The following is a 17,085-nucleotide window of genomic DNA, read 5'->3' as shown; positions in this document are numbered from 1 at the left end:
TCACTATAGTACAAAAATAATCGAAACAGACTGGAGACCCCCACATGGATCTGTATTTCGCCCCGCTCGCCTGCTCGCTCGCCACCCGGATTGCCCTGTACGAAGCCGGTGCGCAAGCCGGATTCATCCAGGTGGACACGAAGCGCAAGCGGCTACACGATGGCTCCGATTTCTATCCCGTCAATGCGTTGGGACAGGTGCCCGTTTTGCGCACTGACGAAGGCTGGCTGCTTACCGAAAACACGGCGATCCTGCCGTACGTCGCCGATCAGTTTCCATCCGCCCAACTCGCGCCGCCCGCGGGTACGGCGGAGCGTGCGAAGCTGCAGCAGTGGCTAGGCTTTATCAGCACGGAATTGCACAAGGCGGTGTTCGTGCCGCTGCTCGATCAGCAGGCACCAGCCGATGTCGGGGACTACGCGCGCCGCAAGGTTGCATTGCGCCTCGGCGTCCTGCAGGAACATCTCGACAAACGGGAGTTTCTGCTCGACCGCTTCACGGTGGCGGACGGCTATCTGTTCACCGTGCTGAACTGGGCGCAGTATTCCGGCGTGGACCTGTCGCAATGGCCGGCTGTCGATGCATACTACAGACGAGTCGCGCAACGTCCAGTCGTAGCCAGGGCGCTGGCCGAAGAAGTCGCCCTGTATCGCGAAGAAGTTGCCCGGCAGCGCGCCGAAGCTTGACGATGTCATGCCGGCCGGCGATGACGGCAAGACGTCATCGCCAGGCTGACATGCCCACCCGTCAGCCGCCAGGTCACGCGAGCAGAATGCCCGCGGCCATCGAAGCGAACACCAGCAAGCACATCACGACAAGCATCCGGCGATATCCGGCCGACGCGTGGTCCCGCGCATCATTGGCCTCCTTGCGGCGGTAGTCGATCGCCGCAACGATACGTTCGCGCATAGCGACGCTCGCGGCGATCGCACGGCGCACCCGCTCCGCGTTATCGCCGCCCACGGGTATCGGCTCGATCCCGATCTGCTGATGCACGACTGCCTCCCACGCAGCGCCCTTCCTGAGGACTTCGTCCTGAAGCTTGCGGCCTTCTTCGGTAGTGACGGTCAGGCGAGATACTGGCGCGTGACCATGTCTCGCGCACTTAGGATTCATCTGATGTATCGACATTCTGAAAGTACCTACACTGTCCAGCAGGCTGCTAGTTCACTTGTAGCCTTGGCAAATGCTGTAACTCTCCGACTCGCCGTTCACGTTCCCCGACGTGAACGGTTTTTTTTCGCTCCAATTGATTGGCATGGCGCGGTCATCGATCCGCCCTCGCTCACCGCCAGCCGCGGATATCCGCCGATATCCGTTAGTGTTCAGGATTGTCCGGCAGTAACGGCGTCGATGCCGGGATCGCGGCCGCCCCTACCCAGCCGGCTGATCGACGGTTTGCGGTTCCTCGGCGCGCGCTTCCACCGGCCACACGACCACTCGATTACGTCCGGCACCCTTTGCTTCGTATAGAGCCGTATCGGCAGCATTGACGAACGCACGGCACGTACCGAAGCGCTGACGCTCGGTGCTGGCGATGCCGATGCTGATCGTCAGCACGTGGTGCGCGCTCGCGACATGCCGCATGCCGAGCGACTGCACGGCCGCGCGGATCTGCTCCGCGATGCGCATGGCGCCTGCCTCGCCGGTGTCCGGCAGCAGTGCCACAAACTCCTCGCCGCCGTAGCGCACCGCGCTATCTCCCGGACGGCGCACGTGGCCTGCGATGCAGCGCGCCACGGCAACCAGGGCATCGTCGCCCGCGGAGTGGCCGTACAGGTCGTTGAAGCCCTTGAAGTTGTCGACGTCGATCAACAGCATCGAAAGCGGTCGTGCGCTGCGTTGCGTACGCCGCCATTCGGCTTCGATGATCTCCTCGAATGCGCGCCGGTTATTCAGGCCCGTCAGGCCGTCGGTGCGCGCCAGCATGCGCAGTTCCTCTTCCACCGCGATGCGCCTTCGCAATTGCTGCGCGAACAGCACGGCAAGCGCGACCAGCGCGACATCGACCGCCGTGACCAGCGAACCGATGATCCAGGCGCGACGCCGCCATTCGGTATAGATATCCCCCGTCGCGATTGCCACGTCGAGGATCATCGGGTAGCCCGCGATGTGACGATACGCGTACCAGCGCGCCACGCCGTCGATGGCGGCCGTGCCAAAGAAGTCGCCGCTCGGGGCCTCGGTAAAGCGCGTATAGTTCGCCGTGCCCTGCAGGCTGCGGCCTGTGATTTGCGCGTCGTATGGGCGGCGCATCAGCATCGTCCCGTCTGCAAGCATCAACGCCATCGAGCCGCCCTCGCCCAGATTCACGCCGTCGAACAGCTTGCGGAAGTAATTCAGCCGCATCGTACCCACGACGATGCCTGCGAAACTGCCATCCGGATGCGACAGCCGACGGCTCAACGCAATGCTGACTGTGCCGCTGGAGAGCCGCGGCATGAACGGATGACTGACATACAGCCCGACCGTGGGCGACGCGCGGTGGACCTGGAAGTAATCCCGATCAGCGACGTTGACGCGACGCGCCGGCACCGCCTGCGAATCGACGATGATGTCGCCCTTCTCGTCCACCACCAGCAGCGACCCCAGGTCCTTGGCAGTCGCCGAGCGGTCGAACAGCACCATCTGCCGGATCGGCGGCGGCAGCGCCATCACACCGGGCTGCCTGACCCCTTCGATCACCGCCTGCAGCGACAGGTCATAGATGTCGAGATTGCGCGACGTGTCGCGCTCGACCAGCAGCGAGACGTTGAACGCAGACTCCTGCGCGCGGCGCAACGCATCCTTGCGCATCTCGAACAGCACCCACGCCGAAATCGCGAGGATGGCGGCAGCAAGCACGAGACTGATGACGATCACAGCGTTCGGTCGGCGGGTCACCATGTTTAGATGTGTTCGGGAAACCGCGGGATGGCGGGCTCGTTGTAGGGGCGTCGGTTTCGACTGCGCCCGATACCGGGACATCCGGCAAGCCGGAAGCGAGCGACGCGTGCAATGCTGCAATCTGACAGCCTACCGGTAATCGGCGTCCGCCAATCGGCCGGATAGCGCGGTCTTTTTCAGGTTCTTCGGTGTTTAACGGCATGTTCGTGACTTTTCTTGATCCACCGTAATTTTCGTCAGGGGATTGCGGAACCGGCGCGCGGACTCGCCTTGCACACGGCGCCCAACCTTCGGCGCATGTTGCGCGGCGCCAGCTAGTCTTATGGCGAACGTCCGGTGCATCGGCCTCGCCAACACCGTGCCTTGAAACCCTGCCTTGCTTTTCCGGTTCGAGTCACGGCACGATACGCCGACATCGCCGTCGCCTTTACGGCGCCCGCACGCGGGCTATCTCAAGGAAAAATACAATGCGGTTTGACCTGTTGAAGGGCGTTCTTCCGCTCGATCGCGCCGGGGCTTGGCGCGATGCCCTCGCTGGTGTGACGCTTGCGTCGATGAACATCCCGCAAGTGCTGGGATATGCGCGCATCGCGGGAATGCCCGCGGTGACCGGTCTTTACACCGTGTTTCTGCCACTCGTGGCGTTCGCTATTTTCGGCGCATCACGCCACCTTGTCGTGGCCGCCGACTCGGCGACAGCGACCATCGTCGCGAGCCGGCTTGCAACGATGGCGCCAACCGGAAGCGCCAGCTACGTCGTGCTCGCCGGCACGGTAGCCCTTCTGACCGCCGCGCTTCTGCTGATGGCGCGAATCTTCAGGCTCGGGTTCCTCGCCGACTTCCTTTCCCGCACCGTGCTGCTCGGCTTTCTTGCCGGTGTGGGCGTACAGGTCGGCATCGCGATGATGGGCGACATGCTGGGCCTCGCGGTGCACTCGTCGCGCACCCTGGACCAGATCGGACTGATCGTCCGGCAACTGGACCATGTACAGCTCGCCCCACTCGCGATTTCGGTCCTGGTGGTGAGCTGCATTCTGGGCGTCAGGCATTACCTGCCGCGCCTGCCCGTGCCGCTCTTCGCCGTCGTCGGCGGGATCGCTGCGAGCTATGCCTACGATTTCGCCGGTCACGGCATTGCCGTCATCGGACCTGTAGCGGGCGGCCTACCGTCCCTGCATGTGCCGCTTCCCGGCTGGCAGGAAACGCTGGACCTTGTGCCGGTATCCGCTTCCTGCTTCGTGATGATCATCGCGCAGAGCGCAGCTGCGGGCCGCGTCTTCGCGGAGCGCTATCACGAGCGTGTCGATGAGGACGCCGACATCATGGGTCTGGCTGCAGCCAATGCGGCTGCCGCGCTAACCGGGGCTTTCGTCGTCAACGGCAGTCCGACGCAGACTGCGATGGCCGAACGCGCGGGTGCACGCAGCCAGTTCGCGCAACTTGCCTTCGCCGGGGTCGTGGTGGTGGTGCTGCTGTTGCTGAGCGGATCGCTGCAGTACCTGCCGCATTGCGTGCTTGCCGGCATCGTCTTCACGATCGCGGTGGGGCTCGTCAACGTGAAAAGCCTTTGGGCTATTCGACACGAGAGTCCCGGCGAATTCACGCTGGCGCTCGTCACGGCTGCCGCTGTCGTGTTCATCGGCGTCGAGCACGGGATCCTGCTGGCGGTCGCGCTATCGCTCATGCGACATGTGCGGCATAGCTACCGCCCTCACACCATGATGCTCGCACCTGGCTCCGACGGACGCTGGCTGCCGGTCCCTGCCATAGCCGGCACCGAGACCGCGCCGGGATTGATCGTCTACCGGTTCGGGGCGGATCTGTTCTTCGCGAATGACCATTTGTTTGTCGACGAAGTGCGACAGCTCATCGACCGTGCGCCGGCTCCCGTGCGCTGGTTCCTGGTCGATGCGGGCGCCGTTACGGATCTGGACTATTCGGCGGCCCGGTCGGTGGGCGACCTGTGCGACGCGCTGACGCAACGCGGCATCGTCGTGATTTTTGCGCGGGTCAACGTGTACCTGCGCTCCGACATGGACCGGCATGGCATCACGGGGACGATCGGCGAGAAGCACATCTTCCAGACACTGCACGAGGCGCTCGCCGCAGTGGACGCGGCCCCTGCGATGCAGCATGCGGGTGATGCGTAGGTCTGCCCGCGACGGATTTTTCCCGCTCCCGCGTTTAAGGAGAAACGGAGCCGCTTGCGTGGTCAACTATTGACCGCGAAACCGCTGGTTACCCCCACGCGTGAAACCGGTGGCTTGCACGACGCATTGGATAAGGTTGAAGCAGGCGTGAAAACGCACTCAGGGAGCGGCGCGAAGTGAAGAAAATTTGTGTCTCCCGTCAATCGTACAGGGCGTCGCGGCGTGAGTCAGTCACGCCGCGAATGCTGTGGGACCGCGCGTCTTGAGCGAACGGGATCCCGATGCGGAACTGGTGGCGCGGGTTGGTACACAGGACCCGGTCGCGGTTCGCACGCTCGTCGCGCGCAAGCTGCCGCGCCTGCTCGCGCTCGCCACGCGCATGTTGGGAGATCGTATGGAAGCGGAAGACGTCGCGCAGGAGGCCTTCGTGCGAATCTGGAAACAGGCGCCGAGCTGGCGCGAAGGCGAGGCCAGATTCGATACGTGGCTGCACCGTGTAATGCTGAATCTCTGTTATGACCGGTTGCGCGGACAACGTGAAGAGCCGGTTGCCGAATTGCCGGATCAAGCCGATCCAGCCGCATCCCCCGACGTTCAGCTCGAAAGCCACACCCGCGACGAACGGATTCGCGTTGCGCTGGCAGCATTGCCCGCCAGGCAGCGCGAGGCGCTCGTGCTGAACTACTACCAGGAACTGTCGAACATCGAAGCAGCCGCCTTGATGGGCATCACCGTCGAAGCGCTGGAAAGCCTGCTCGCGCGCGCCCGTCGCAACCTGCGCGCCCAACTGGCCGGGAGCGGCGCTCCCGAGGACAAACCATGACACCCGAAAGATTCCACACCATCGTCGAAGCCTATGGCGCCGATCCACGTCGCTGGCCGGAACAGGAGCGCGCGGCAGCGCAGGCGTGGGCGGCTGCGCACCGCGCCGAGGCTGACGCCGCGCTCGCCGAATCGTCAAGCGTCGACGCGTGGCTTGCCTGTGACGAAGTCGCGCCGCCGGATCGCGCGCTTCAGCAGCGCGTCGTTGCCAGCGCGCCGGCGCGGCGTGCGCCGTGGTTCCGCCACAGGATGTGGTGGTCGGGCGCGGCGCTCGCGGGCGTTGGGTTGACGGGCGGACTCGCAGGTGCGCTCGCAGTGTCGTTCTTCGTACTGGCTGGCGCGACGTCGCCGGCGCACGACTCGTCTTATCTAACCACGGGCTTCGGCGAATCGACCGCCGACTGGAGCGGCGAATGAACGGCGGACGATGGAAGTTCCTGCTGGTGGGCTCGCTGGTGCTCAATGTGTTTCTGCTTGGCGCGATTGCCGGCGGGGCGTACCAATGGTTCGCCGCACACCGCCCGTCGGGCGTGGCGGTGGCCCAGCAACGGGCGCTGCGCTTCGCCGCCGGGGAACTGTCGGCTGAGCGACAGGAAGCGTTCCTCGACGATCTGAAGGAAGCACGCCGGGAGGGGCGGCAATTCGCGCGCGAGGGCCGTGAGGGCCGTCGCGAGGTGCTGCGCCTGCTCGCCGCACCGCAACTCGACCGCGCTGCGCTGGATGCCGCGCTGGCCCGCACGCGGGCCGCCGATAGCGCGCTGCGGGCGCAGGTCGAAAGCAGCGTCGCGGATTTCGCGGCCTCGCTTACGCCGGAGGAGCGCGTCAAATTCGCCGACAGCCTCAAACAGCGCGGGCAATGGCGCGAGCCGCAACCGGCCGTCGCCGCGAGCCAGCCCGCCAGCCAGTAAATCTTTTTGCATGGCGCGACGGAATTTGCGGCGCGTGTCGTTTAAGGGAATATCCAACGCCTGAAGAGAACGGCATGGCAATTTCATCAAACGACACTGCCGCGGCTATCGCGCTGAACCGCTTCGGTCTCGGCGCGCGCCCGGACGACGCACCGCCTCGCGAACCCAAGGCGTGGCTGCTCGCGCAGTTCGACCAGTATCAACCACGGCCTGCCGCATGGGCCAACCAGCCGACTGCGGCGTCACTTGCAACCGAACTTGCCCAGCAACGTCAGCAGAAGCTACAAAGCTCGCAAATCCCGCAGACTCCCCCGGATCAGCAAAGCGCCAGCGCCGGCCAGGCGGCTGACGCGACGGCGAGGCAGGCCGCCAACAAGGCCATTCGCGAAGAAGTTCGCGACGTGTATCGCTCGGCAGTGAACGCACGCGTCAACAGCGCGCTGACCACGCCTGCGCCGTTCGTCGAGCGGCTCGTGCACTTCTGGGCGAATCACTTCGCGGTATCCGGCGACAAGCCCGCCGTCGCGGCGATTGCGGGTGCATTCGAGGCAGAGGCCATTCGTCCGCATGTGCTGGGACGGTTTGAAGACATGCTGGTCGCAGTGGAACGCCATCCGGCCATGCAGGTTTTTCTGGATCAGACACGCTCGGTCGGCCCCGACAGCATGGCCGCGATGCGTGCCGCAGAGCGTAACCCGGAGCGCAAGCGCGGTCTGAATGAGAACCTCGCGCGCGAAATCATGGAACTGCACACGCTCGGCGTGCGCAGCGGCTACACGCAGGACGACGTGACGGAGTTCGCTCGCGCGTTGACCGGCTGGAGTATTGCCGGCGTTCAGGGGCCGCAGCCGCCTGGCGCCACGCCAGGCGAATACGTATTCCGTGCGGCGCTGCACGAACCCGGTTCGCGGACCATCCTGGACCGGCGCTACGACCAGCCTGGTGAGAATCAGGGGCTGGCGATCCTGCACGACCTCGCTGCGTCGCCTTCGACCGCGCAGCATATCGCCAGCAAGCTCGCGCGCCACTTCGTCGCCGACAATCCGCCCGCCAGTTTGAGCGCCCGTCTCGCGGACGCGTTCAGGCGCAGCGGCGGCGATCTGCCGACGGTCTATCGTGCCCTGCTCGATGCGCCGGAAGCCTGGACCCCGGTTGCCGTGAAGTTCAAAACCCCGTGGGAGTGGGCGATTTCGTCGCTGCGCGGCCTCGGCTGGCAAGACACCGGCAACCTTCAGGCCGCGCCGCTCCTGACGCAACTTGGCCAGCCCGTCTGGCGACCGGGATCGCCCGCCGGCTACGACGACATCGCAGCAAGCTGGGCCGCGCCCGACGCCCTCGTGCGCCGCGTCGAAGTCGCCCAGCGCCTCGCCGCGCGTGTCGGCGACCAGCTCGATGCGCGCGCGCTTGGACAGACGCTGCTGGGCGGTTCGCTCAGCCCCGCGACCGAAGCCGCGGTGTCGCACGCGGAAAGCGCGTCGACAGCGATTGCGCTGTTGCTGGTCTCGCCGGACTTTCAACGGAGATGAACGTCATGCTTTCCCGTCGCACGTTCCTGAGCTTTGCCGCCGCCGGCGCGGGGGCCATCCTTGTGTCTCCGCACATCGCGTTCGCCAGCGTTCAGACCGAACGCCGCTTCGTCTTCGTGATCCAGCGCGGCGCGGCCGACGGGCTGAACATCGTCGTGCCCTACGCCGAACCGGACTACGCGAAACTGCGCGGTGCGCTTGCTATCGATGCGTCAACCGCGACGAGACTCGACGGCACGTTTGCGCTGCATCCCTCGCTCGCGCAGACCGCGAAGATGTATGCCCATGGCGAGGCCCTGTTCGTGCACGCGGTGGCGTCGCCGTATCGGGACCGCTCGCACTTCGACGGACAGAACGTGCTGGAAACGGGCGGCGCATCGCCTTATCAGGTGAAGGACGGCTGGCTGAACCGGCTTGTCGCGCTGCTGCCAGCCACCCGCGAAAGCGCCATTGCATTCGCGCCCACCGTACCGATGGCCTTGCGCGGCAAGGCGGAAGTGACATCTTATGCGCCATCGGCGTTGCCTCAGGCACCCGACGATCTGCTTATGCGGGTGTCCCAACTCTACGAACAGGATGCGCAATTGCGCCCTCTGTGGGAATCGGCGATGACCGCGCGCGGGCTGGCGGGCGACGCCGGCGCACGCCAGGATCCAGCGAGCCTCGGCAAGCTCGCAGCCAGCTTTCTTGCGCGTGACGACGGCCTGCGCATCGCGATGATCGAGACCGGTGGCTGGGACACCCATAGCGCGCAGAATCCGCGTCTCGCGAATCAGCTGAAGGCGCTCGACACGATGCTCGCGGCACTGCGTGACGGCATGGGTCCGTTATGGAACAAAACCACCGTGCTGGTTGCCACGGAGTTCGGCAGAACCGCCGCGGCCAATGGCACAGGCGGCACCGATCACGGCACGGGTTCCGTAGCGATGTTGATCGGTGGCGCGGTCGCGGGTGGACGTGTGCTTGCCGACTGGCCAGGCCTCAAACCTGGCGAACTCTACGAAGCCCGTGACCTCAAGCCCACGACATCACTCGACGCACTGATCTCCGGCGCAGCGAGCGAGAGCCTCGGGATAGATCCTCATCGAACTGCGGCGGCGCTGTTTGGACAGGCAGGGACGACGCGTCCGTTGACCGGGCTGGTGCGTTCGTGAATCCCGGTTGGCCTGTCGAGCGCACATCGTATACATAAAACGTCAATGGGAGTGGAAATGAAAATCAGAGGTGTAGTCAGCAGAGCGTTTCTTTGGAGTCTGTGTGCGGCGTCGCTGAACGCATGCGTCGTCGAGCCCGCGCGACCACCTCAACCGGAGCCCGTTGTCGAAGTCGTACCGGTCGCGCCCGCCCCCGGCTATCACTGGGTCAAAGGACACTACCGCTGGGAAGGCAACCACTGGGCATGGATTCACGGGCACTGGGCGCCAGACTGACGACGCGCCTCGGCGCATTGCCCGGCGAGACAGCAGGGCGTCGTGCGAACGGCAATCCCGGCTCAGAGCCGGGTCCGCAGAACCGCCCAGTCCAGAGGCGCCGGGTGATGAAATCAGCGCCGCCCGAGCGAGCAGGTTATTGCCGCGAGCGGCAACAACCTTGAAAAGCACACCTCTGTTCGGTCAGAGTGAACAGGTGCTCTGCGATGTGTTTGCCGAAACAGGACTTCATTTTTCAAAGCGCAGCCTGAAACCTCGTTCAATGAGCGCCGGCGAAACCAATTTCCTTTGTTTTCCGTCAGTTACGTCATCCAGCGGGCCACTGGGTCGCGCCTGGCACGCCCCGTGCATATGTACCTGCGAGCGCAAACGAATCGTGCTCTTCCCGACCGAAGCAAATCACGGAGATTTATCATGACCTCGCTGATGATCAAAGACCTGTCCCTCGACAAAGAACTTAGCCGCAAGGAAATGACCGCAGTAAGCGGCGGCAGCGTGTTCCAGAACAACGGCGTCAACGCTATCGCCAATGGCGGCGGCTTCTCGTTCGCCAGCCCGAACGTCATTACGGCGCCCGTCACCCAGGTCGATGCATCGACAAAGACGTACGTCGATCTGACCAACATTTCCAATACGATCAATAACCTCGGCGGCCAGGTTCTGGCGAAGCAGTTTTAAGCTTCGGCTATCATTTCCGAAGGAGAACGCGTTACAGGGGTATGGGTTCCGTTGCAGCGGTTCCCACAAACGTCAGTTTTCCTCACTGGCATTGTCAGGTGCTCGTCCAGGCCCGTCCCTTTCAGGGACGGGCTTTTCTTATTGCACGCTTTTCGGTGTCTATGAGGCCGAATCGCGGCTTTCCACCCGCGTGACGATGGTGGCACAACCGTGGTCTCTCATCGCAAATCCCACTCTCGCCCGCGTACATCCGCGACGTTCTGCCTTCGGTCTGACGCGCGCTCATGGTGTTTGCCTAGCCCCTCCCGCCTGTTTTCTGAAGCGCATATGCACGCTCGACATCGGTCAGGGCAAAACGCTCGCTTGCCATGTCAGAGCCTTACTCGCATCGGCCGCGCTCAAGTCTTGTGGCACGACGACTGAAGAGCTCGAGTTCTGTTCGGTCAGAGCTAACAGGTGCTCTGCAATGTGTTTGCCGAAACAGGACTTCATTTTTCAAAGCGCAGCCTGAAACCTCTTTCAAGAGCGGCGGCGAAACCAATTTCCTTTGTTTTCAGGCTGTTACGTCAGCCTCCAGAGCACTGGGGCGAGACTGGCACGCCCCGTGCATATGTACCTGCGAGCGCAAACGAATCGTGCTCTTCCCGAACCGAAGCAAATCAAGGAGATTTATCATGACCTCGCTGATGATCAAAGACCTGTCCCTCGACAAAGAACTTAGCCGCAAGGAAATGACCGCAGTAAGCGGCGGCAGCTTGTTCCAGAACAACGGCGTCAACGCTATCGCCAATGGTGCCGGCTTCTCGTTCGCCAGCCCGAACGTCATTACGGCGCCGGTCACCCAGGTGGATGCATCGACAAAGACGTACGTCGACCTGACCACGCTTAACAATTCGATCAATAACCTCGGCGGCCAGGTTCTGGCGAAGCAATTTTAAGCGTCGGCTATCCTTTCCGAAGGAGAACGCGTTACAGGGGTATGGGTTCCGTTGCAGCGGTTCCCACAAACGTCAGTTCTCCTCACGGGCATGTCAGGTGCTCGCCCAGGCCCGTCCCTCTCAGGGACGGGCTTTTCTTATTGCACGCTTTTCGGCGTACACGAGGCCGAACCGGAGCTGTGCAGCCGCGTGACGATGGTGGGATGCACGCTTGGCATCGGTCAGGACAATAGGTCTGCTAGCCACGTCACAGCCTTATTCGCATCGGCGGCGCACAGCCCTGCCGCCACGACGACCGCTTGGCACGGCCCTGTTCGATTAACGCAAACAGTTGCCCGGGAATGTGTTTGCTGAAACAAGACTTCGTTTTTTTCCGGCGCAGCCTGAAACCTCATTCAACGAGCGCCGCGAAATTAATCTCCTTTATTTTCAGTCCATTAGATCGTTTATCGGGCCACCGGGCCGAGACTGGCACACCCCGTGCATATGTAGCTGCGAGCGCAAACAAATCGTGCTCTTCCCAACCTGAACCGAAGCAAATCAAGGAGATTTATCATGACCTCGCTGATGATCAAAGACCTGTCCCTCGACAAAGAACTTAGCCGCAAGGAAATGACCGCCGTTAGCGGCGGCAGCGTATTCCAGAACAATGGCGTCAACGCTATTGCCAATGGCGGCGGCTTCTCGTTCGCCAGCCCGAACACTATTTCGGCGCCCGTCACCCAGGTCGATGCATCGACAAAGACGTACCTCGATCTGACCACCGTTTCCAATTCGATCAATAACCTCGGCGGCCAGGTTCTCGCGAAGCAGATTTAACTTTCGTCAATCATTTCCGAAGGAGAACGCGTCACGGGGGTATGGGTTCCATTTCAGCGGTTCCCACAGACGTCAGTTTTCCTCACGAGTATGTCAGGTACTCGTCAAAGCCCGTCCTTCGCAAGGACGGGCTTTTTTTCGCACGCGCTCTTTTGGCGTGTACGAGGTACGGTTGAGCAATCTTTCGAGCAAGGGACTCGGCAATGGCGATGATGACCACCCCGGCAGACCGCAAGCTCCTTTAGCGAGCGGCAGAGCCGTTTCGCACGTCGCGCATTGTTGAATGATGATCATGTAGCCGGCCTCCTCGCCGCGGTTATGCGACGAGGGTTAAAGTCAGTTTGGGAAACGCACTTGACCCTGCGGAGACCGACATGAACTATTGTGGCATAGACCTGCATTCGAACAACTGCGTCGTGATCGTCAGCGACGAGAACGACAGGATCGTGTACCAGAAACGCCTGCCCAACGAGCTCGCGCAGATCACGGCGGCGCTTGAACCGTACCGGCGCGAACTGGCAGGTGTGGTCGTGGAGAGTACGTACAACTGGTACTGGCTGGTGGATGGACTGATGGACACAGACTACCGGGTCCACCTGGCCCATCCCGCTGCCATCAGGAAATACGACGGACTTAAGCACAGCGGCGATTTCGCCGATGCGGCCTATCTGGCGCAGCTGCTGAGGCTCGGGTTGCTGCCCGAGGGCTATGTCTATCCGCGCGAAGAACGCAGCGCACGCGACCTGGCACGCAAGCGCATGCAACTGGTGCGCTATCGCACAGCGCAGATCCTTTCGATCGAGGGCATCCTGATGCGGCAGACGGGGAGCACGATAAATGGCGAGGCAGTCAAACGGCTGACGGCCGGCCAGGTCGATGAATTCGCATTTACGCCCGATGTCGCGCTGGCCGTGGAGGCCAACCGCGCGGTCAGCCAGGCGCTGGGGCAGCAGATTGAAGCGCTCGAGAAGCGACTGAGGGAACGCGTGATTCTGCGTGCCGAGTACCACCTGCTCAGGACGGTGCCGGGCATCGGCGACACACTCGCGACCACCATCATGCTCGAGACCGGATCGATCAGCCGCTTTGCCCAGGTCGGCAACTTCAGTTCCTACTGTCGCTGCGTTGACAGCCTGAGGGAGAGTAACGGCAGGAAGAAGGGTGAAGGCAATACCAGGAACGGCAACAAGTATCTCGCGTGGGCGTTTGTCGAGGCAGCGAACTTCGCCATGCGTTACTGCCCGCAAGCCAGAAGCTTTTACGATCGCAAGAAGAGCAGGACGAACCGCGTCCTGGCAATCAAGGCTCTGGCACACAAGCTTGCGCGGGCGTGCTACCACATGCTGCGAGACCAGAAGCCCTTCGATGTGCACCTGTGTTTCGGGTAACGGTTTGGCCAGGGGCGATGAGCCAGGACAAGGGACTGGTGTGAAGCCACCCGAATGATTTGGACGCCGCCCTTGCGCCATCTGAATGGATGCAGAACGCTGAATCGCCCAGACCGTGAGCCATCAAAGGACTGGCGTCGTCACGGCGATAGCCACAGGGAATGCAAGCAGCCCCCTTGGACACGGCCTGGTACCAAAGTTTCTCTGGGGCGGCAACTGCCGCCAGGGCAGTCGCGGAGCATTGCGACAGGCTTGATCCCGACGGGTGTCTGGTGCGATTCGGTTCGCAACCAACGAGTGAGAAAACGGACGCGGTTAGTGTTTGCACGATGAAGGTGGCGCGCTGTTGTCGCTGTGAATTGACGCAACTGTTTGCGACGCACTTTTTTTTGTTCTTGACTCCGGCCGGCTAATGGGTGCCCCCTGTCGGAAACCTTCGGGTAGGATGCGAAGCTAGGGGTGTGAGAGGCATGCCATCTTTCCGGCGCTTGTCCCACTCAACATCCACGACCGTTGTCTCCAACGAAACTATCGCGCCATCGGCATGCGTAAATTGTCTTTTTTGTTGGGTTGCGTGAAGTTGACCCGCTGTACCGACACTTCCCGATCTTGGACGAAGATCAGAGGTTTGCACTTGTGTGGCGCTCTCCAACAGAGGATCTGAATGTCGTCCTCGCCCTGGAACTTGCTGCGAACCGCGTTACAGAGCGGTTCGTATGAACATCGCTCACGCTCCTGCATGTTTGGCTTTTCCCTGTTATCGACTTTCGCCGTCATTACTTAATCAACATCATTCCGACGACCTTAGAGGCAGTCACATCGAACGTCGCGGTGTACTCGCACTCCGCAGCGTGCCCCGACCGCTCGATGAGGCAGTCTGCGAAATCCGCCTTGTCTGACGCCGCGAAGACGCGAAGTGCCTTTCGCACCGTGTCCGCACCTTCGACAACCAGTTCCTTCGTGCCAAGCATGGATTCGATGATGTCCTTCATCTGGTCTCGCTCGACGCCGTAGCAGCGCCCGAGCACCCACACGACCTCGACTAGCGCAACCTGCGAAACGTAGCCCGGCCGCTCGGCCGAAAAGGACTCCATGAGCGCCGTCGCCTTCTTCGACTGCGGCGCGTCATCCTGGGCGAAGTAGCGGACCAACACGTTTGTATCCAGTCCGATCATCGCGCCGATGCCCCCTGCTCGGCGATGGCACGGTTCATGTCCTCAATCGAAACCGGTTTGGCAGGCTTCTTCACGATACCCTTGAGCGACGCGAGCGAGCGAGTGGCCGGATAGACCTCGTACCGGCCCGTCTCCTCGTTGAAGCTGAATTCGATCCGGTCGCCGGATTCCAGGCCAAGCTGGTTGCGCACATCCACCGGGATCGTGACCTGGCCCTTCGATGTGATGGTTGCTGCTGTCATAGTAACCCTCCAAATATTCCTTACTTTAAGGTAAGGCAAAGGAAAATGCAAGGGCGAAATGGACACCCGCCACACGATTCGCCGCCCTCAAAGGGGTGCACTTAGGATTCGGATTTTTGCGTACGCCAGCAGCCCGGAAACCCTTGTCGGATAAGGAATCGTTCTTCCGTACTTGTCGACGACCAGCGTGGCAGCGGACGGTAACCATAGGTTGTTGATTCTACTGATTGTGCGGTGCGGCTAACGTACGATTTATTCCGTTTCCTGACGGCACCCCCGATAGGCTAGTGGTGTCCCCCTTCGCTACACTGTCCCATTGCCATTGCCATTGCCATTGCTTGCAACAGGTCAGCTCATGTTCGACTATCAGCCCAAGACGATGACCGTGCAGGAAATCGCCGGCTGCACCTGCGACCGGTGCGGACGACGCATGACACCTGACGGCCCTAATTGCTCCGAGTTTTTCGAAAAAACTGTCGGTTTCCTATCGGGGCGGCTTCGACTCGATCTTTGGCGACGGCTGCATGGTCAGCATCGATCTGTGCCAGCACTGCGTCAAGGAAGCGCTCGGGGCCTGGCTGCGAATAGCGCCGGACGGTGATGAGTTTGAGCTGATCCGGATCGTCAAGGAACGTGAGAACCAATCGACAGTCCGTGTCGAGCTCGACGACCTCGACACGGACAAACCATGACGGAGAAGGGCGGGCGATGAATAGCATGGAAATGAAATTGGTCCGCTTGGTCGCCGCCGTGGGTGCCGGCCTGTGGCTCGCCCGTCTAGTGTTTTCAACAAAGGCGCGTCGCGAGGTCGACGCCGCCATGCAGGAAATAGACGCGACCTCTTTCAAGGGCGTTGATGGCCCTGAATACCAGCAAAGGATCAGGGACGAATGGGAGCAGCACCGCTGACTGAGATCATGACGGACTACAACACCGACTTTGCGCTGTGGACCGAAGATCAGGCGGCCAAACTGCGCGCCGGCAAGGTCACCGAACTGGACCGCGACAACATCGCGGAAGAGTTGGAGAGCCTTGCGCGTGCGTTGCGACGTGAACTGGTCGAGCGCCTCGCACGACTGCTGCAAAACCTTGTCCAATGGGACTATCTGGACGGCATGCGCCTGCCGGCGTGGTACGTCGCAATTGTCGAAGAGCGCGGCATGATCCCGGCCATCCTCAAAGATGCGCCGAGCCTGCGCACGAACTGGTCTGAAACCTTGGCCGAAGCGTGGCAGGAAGCACGAGAGCGGGCAAGCGGCGCGATGGGGCTATCTGAGCGCCTTTTTCCTGAAACGTGCCCCTACAGCCCTTCTCAAGCGCTTGATCCTGCATTCTGGCCTGGTGAGTGGAACAACAAACAGGAAGGCCCTACATCGTTGGAGCGCGCTTCTCGATCCGCCAAGCTGCTTGCCAATCTCGGCGGCACTCAGCCGGGCATCGAAGGCGCACCGCGTCGTCGCTTCGGTGCACTAGCTGGCAACCTCAGCGTGTCGGACGACTTCAACGCACCGCTCGAAATAGTCGACCCCACGGTGCCCATGAACACCAAACCGAAGGACGCTCTTAAAGGCATCATCGGCAAACCGGAGCGGTCAGTAACGATAGGCGATATGAATCTCGATGCGCGGCCCGATATGCGCACCGTGACTCTAGGCGTCGATTCTCGCGACGCGGTTTCCGCGCGCTTTGTCTCCGCGATGAAAGGCTCAGCCCAGGGGGAATTCATCACGTTTGAGACACCTGAGCTTTTGTTTCAGGCGCTCACACCACGGCGCTGGGCAATCATCAAGGCCGTCATAGGAGCCGACCCGGAGTCCATTGAAGAACTCGCGCGGCGTCTCAGGCGTGACGTGGGTGCTGTACACGATGACGTGTGCGCACTGTTGGATAGGGCGCCAGAGTATGTGCGACTAGACTGGCGCCACAATTTCGCGACTGGTCTGAACCAGTTAGTGCGATTGCCCTTCCCGCACGGGTTCGAGCTATGAATGAACTTCCATTAGAGGCTTACCATAGTCGCCGTTTCTAGTTTAGGCCCACGCGACCAGCGAACGTGAAGCGCGAATGGGAAGCGGCGCCGCGAGGGGCATAGGTACATGACTGCGGGTCTTGGCTCAGGCAGT

At 62.0% G+C, this 17,085-nt stretch carries 19 protein-coding genes; 15 read left to right on the top strand and 4 right to left on the bottom strand.

Features of this window, described 5'->3' with window-relative positions; all coding sequences use genetic code 11:
• The first annotated feature begins 44 nt into the window (after window positions 1–44).
• Window positions 45–686: a glutathione binding-like protein gene (locus B0G77_RS07685; protein WP_133661579.1), complete on the top strand. Its 642-nt coding sequence runs from the start codon at window positions 45–47 to the stop codon at window positions 684–686.
• Window positions 687–759: 73 nt separating this feature from the next.
• On the opposite strand, the gene B0G77_RS07680 is transcribed toward B0G77_RS07685, so the two are convergent.
• Both B0G77_RS07680 and B0G77_RS07675 read right to left on the bottom strand, forming a co-directional pair.
• Entirely contained in the window at window positions 760–1,116 is a 357-nt protein-coding gene (locus B0G77_RS07680; protein WP_133661578.1) for a hypothetical protein, read from the bottom strand.
• A gap of 258 nt (window positions 1,117–1,374) precedes the next feature.
• Window positions 1,375–2,886 carry a sensor domain-containing diguanylate cyclase gene (locus B0G77_RS07675; RefSeq protein WP_133661577.1) on the bottom strand — a complete coding sequence of 504 codons (1,512 nt, stop codon included), beginning with the start codon at window positions 2,884–2,886 and terminating at the stop codon, window positions 1,375–1,377.
• A gap of 467 nt (window positions 2,887–3,353) precedes the next feature.
• On the opposite strand from B0G77_RS07675, the gene B0G77_RS07670 reads away from it, so the two are divergent.
• The 11 genes from B0G77_RS07670 to B0G77_RS07620 all read left to right on the top strand — a co-directional run bounded on the left by B0G77_RS07670 (window position 3,354) and on the right by B0G77_RS07620 (window position 13,545).
• Window positions 3,354–5,036 carry a SulP family inorganic anion transporter gene (locus B0G77_RS07670; protein WP_133661576.1) on the top strand — a complete coding sequence of 561 codons (1,683 nt, stop codon included), beginning with the start codon at window positions 3,354–3,356 and terminating at the stop codon, window positions 5,034–5,036.
• A gap of 262 nt (window positions 5,037–5,298) precedes the next feature.
• On the top strand, window positions 5,299–5,859 hold the full coding sequence (locus B0G77_RS07665; RefSeq protein ID WP_133661575.1) for an RNA polymerase sigma factor: 561 nt from the start codon (window positions 5,299–5,301) through the stop codon (window positions 5,857–5,859).
• Window positions 5,856–6,275, top strand: a complete 420-nt coding sequence (locus tag B0G77_RS07660; RefSeq protein WP_133661574.1) for a hypothetical protein — start codon at window positions 5,856–5,858, stop codon at window positions 6,273–6,275. The genes B0G77_RS07665 and B0G77_RS07660 overlap by 4 nt, the downstream gene beginning before the upstream one ends.
• Complete coding sequence (locus tag B0G77_RS07655; RefSeq protein ID WP_133661573.1) at window positions 6,272–6,766, top strand: periplasmic heavy metal sensor; 495 nt, start codon at window positions 6,272–6,274, stop codon at window positions 6,764–6,766. Before B0G77_RS07660 ends, B0G77_RS07655 begins: the two co-directional genes overlap by 4 nt.
• A 74-nt stretch (window positions 6,767–6,840) precedes the next feature.
• Window positions 6,841–8,292 (top strand): DUF1800 domain-containing protein, encoded by a 1,452-nt coding sequence (locus tag B0G77_RS07650; RefSeq protein ID WP_133661572.1) that lies wholly within the window; start codon window positions 6,841–6,843, stop codon window positions 8,290–8,292.
• 5 nt (window positions 8,293–8,297) lie between these two features.
• Window positions 8,298–9,446 (top strand): DUF1501 domain-containing protein, encoded by a 1,149-nt coding sequence (locus B0G77_RS07645; protein ID WP_133661571.1) that lies wholly within the window; start codon window positions 8,298–8,300, stop codon window positions 9,444–9,446.
• Between the two features lie 57 nt (window positions 9,447–9,503).
• On the top strand, window positions 9,504–9,722 hold the full coding sequence (locus B0G77_RS07640) for a YXWGXW repeat-containing protein (RefSeq protein ID WP_133661570.1): 219 nt from the start codon (window positions 9,504–9,506) through the stop codon (window positions 9,720–9,722).
• A gap of 414 nt (window positions 9,723–10,136) precedes the next feature.
• Window positions 10,137–10,400 carry a hypothetical protein gene (locus B0G77_RS07635; protein WP_133661569.1) on the top strand — a complete coding sequence of 88 codons (264 nt, stop codon included), beginning with the start codon at window positions 10,137–10,139 and terminating at the stop codon, window positions 10,398–10,400.
• A 674-nt stretch (window positions 10,401–11,074) separates the two neighbouring features.
• Window positions 11,075–11,338: a hypothetical protein gene (locus B0G77_RS07630; RefSeq protein ID WP_133661568.1), complete on the top strand. Its 264-nt coding sequence runs from the start codon at window positions 11,075–11,077 to the stop codon at window positions 11,336–11,338.
• Window positions 11,339–11,893: 555 nt separating this feature from the next.
• A complete protein-coding gene (locus tag B0G77_RS07625) occupies window positions 11,894–12,157 on the top strand; it encodes a hypothetical protein (protein WP_133661567.1) in 264 nt (87 codons plus the stop codon).
• Window positions 12,158–12,531: 374 nt separating this feature from the next.
• Window positions 12,532–13,545, top strand: a complete 1,014-nt coding sequence (locus B0G77_RS07620; RefSeq protein WP_133661566.1) for an IS110 family transposase — start codon at window positions 12,532–12,534, stop codon at window positions 13,543–13,545.
• 776 nt (window positions 13,546–14,321) lie between these two features.
• On the opposite strand, the gene B0G77_RS07615 is transcribed toward B0G77_RS07620, so the two are convergent.
• Window positions 14,322–14,720, bottom strand: coding sequence for a type II toxin-antitoxin system VapC family toxin (locus B0G77_RS07615; protein ID WP_133661565.1), 399 nt, complete (start codon window positions 14,718–14,720; stop codon window positions 14,322–14,324).
• Window positions 14,717–14,962 (bottom strand): AbrB/MazE/SpoVT family DNA-binding domain-containing protein, encoded by a 246-nt coding sequence (locus B0G77_RS07610; protein WP_133661564.1) that lies wholly within the window; start codon window positions 14,960–14,962, stop codon window positions 14,717–14,719. Before B0G77_RS07610 ends, B0G77_RS07615 begins: the two co-directional genes overlap by 4 nt.
• A 524-nt stretch (window positions 14,963–15,486) precedes the next feature.
• Between B0G77_RS07610 and B0G77_RS43790 the strand changes: the two genes are divergently transcribed.
• Genes B0G77_RS43790 through B0G77_RS44130 form a run of 3 tightly spaced genes read left to right on the top strand, consistent with a single transcriptional unit; the run spans window position 15,487 to window position 16,950 of the window.
• Window positions 15,487–15,654 (top strand): hypothetical protein, encoded by a 168-nt coding sequence (locus B0G77_RS43790; RefSeq protein ID WP_208116403.1) that lies wholly within the window; start codon window positions 15,487–15,489, stop codon window positions 15,652–15,654.
• 16 nt (window positions 15,655–15,670) lie between these two features.
• Window positions 15,671–15,871, top strand: coding sequence for a hypothetical protein (locus tag B0G77_RS07600; RefSeq protein ID WP_133661563.1), 201 nt, complete (start codon window positions 15,671–15,673; stop codon window positions 15,869–15,871).
• Window positions 15,853–16,950: a DUF29 family protein gene (locus tag B0G77_RS44130; RefSeq protein WP_133661562.1), complete on the top strand. Its 1,098-nt coding sequence runs from the start codon at window positions 15,853–15,855 to the stop codon at window positions 16,948–16,950. The genes B0G77_RS07600 and B0G77_RS44130 overlap by 19 nt, the downstream gene beginning before the upstream one ends.
• The last annotated feature ends 135 nt before the right edge of the window (window positions 16,951–17,085 follow it).

Source organism: Paraburkholderia sp. BL10I2N1 (assembly GCF_004361815.1).
GTDB lineage: Bacteria > Pseudomonadota > Gammaproteobacteria > Burkholderiales > Burkholderiaceae > Paraburkholderia.
The sequence above is the reverse complement of the archived record's forward strand: the minus strand, read 5'-3'. Positions and strand labels throughout refer to the sequence as shown.

Excerpts from the sequence above, each read along its gene's own strand:
- B0G77_RS07685 (WP_133661579.1), top strand. The coding sequence starts at position 45 with ATGGATCTGTATTTCGCCCCGCTCGCCTGCTCGCTCGCCACCCGGATT.
- B0G77_RS07680 (WP_133661578.1), bottom strand. The coding sequence starts at position 1,116 with ATGAATCCTAAGTGCGCGAGACATGGTCACGCGCCAGTATCTCGCCTG.
- B0G77_RS07675 (WP_133661577.1), bottom strand. The coding sequence starts at position 2,886 with ATGGTGACCCGCCGACCGAACGCTGTGATCGTCATCAGTCTCGTGCTT.
- B0G77_RS07670 (WP_133661576.1), top strand. The coding sequence starts at position 3,354 with ATGCGGTTTGACCTGTTGAAGGGCGTTCTTCCGCTCGATCGCGCCGGG.
- B0G77_RS07660 (WP_133661574.1), top strand. The coding sequence starts at position 5,856 with ATGACACCCGAAAGATTCCACACCATCGTCGAAGCCTATGGCGCCGAT.
- B0G77_RS07655 (WP_133661573.1), top strand. The coding sequence starts at position 6,272 with ATGAACGGCGGACGATGGAAGTTCCTGCTGGTGGGCTCGCTGGTGCTC.
- B0G77_RS07650 (WP_133661572.1), top strand. The coding sequence starts at position 6,841 with ATGGCAATTTCATCAAACGACACTGCCGCGGCTATCGCGCTGAACCGC.
- B0G77_RS07645 (WP_133661571.1), top strand. The coding sequence starts at position 8,298 with ATGCTTTCCCGTCGCACGTTCCTGAGCTTTGCCGCCGCCGGCGCGGGG.
- B0G77_RS07640 (WP_133661570.1), top strand. The coding sequence starts at position 9,504 with ATGAAAATCAGAGGTGTAGTCAGCAGAGCGTTTCTTTGGAGTCTGTGT.
- B0G77_RS07635 (WP_133661569.1), top strand. The coding sequence starts at position 10,137 with ATGACCTCGCTGATGATCAAAGACCTGTCCCTCGACAAAGAACTTAGC.
- B0G77_RS07630 (WP_133661568.1), top strand. The coding sequence starts at position 11,075 with ATGACCTCGCTGATGATCAAAGACCTGTCCCTCGACAAAGAACTTAGC.
- B0G77_RS07625 (WP_133661567.1), top strand. The coding sequence starts at position 11,894 with ATGACCTCGCTGATGATCAAAGACCTGTCCCTCGACAAAGAACTTAGC.
- B0G77_RS07620 (WP_133661566.1), top strand. The coding sequence starts at position 12,532 with ATGAACTATTGTGGCATAGACCTGCATTCGAACAACTGCGTCGTGATC.
- B0G77_RS07615 (WP_133661565.1), bottom strand. The coding sequence starts at position 14,720 with ATGATCGGACTGGATACAAACGTGTTGGTCCGCTACTTCGCCCAGGAT.
- B0G77_RS07610 (WP_133661564.1), bottom strand. The coding sequence starts at position 14,962 with ATGACAGCAGCAACCATCACATCGAAGGGCCAGGTCACGATCCCGGTG.
- B0G77_RS43790 (WP_208116403.1), top strand. The coding sequence starts at position 15,487 with ATGGTCAGCATCGATCTGTGCCAGCACTGCGTCAAGGAAGCGCTCGGG.
- B0G77_RS07600 (WP_133661563.1), top strand. The coding sequence starts at position 15,671 with ATGAATAGCATGGAAATGAAATTGGTCCGCTTGGTCGCCGCCGTGGGT.
- B0G77_RS44130 (WP_133661562.1), top strand. The coding sequence starts at position 15,853 with ATGGGAGCAGCACCGCTGACTGAGATCATGACGGACTACAACACCGAC.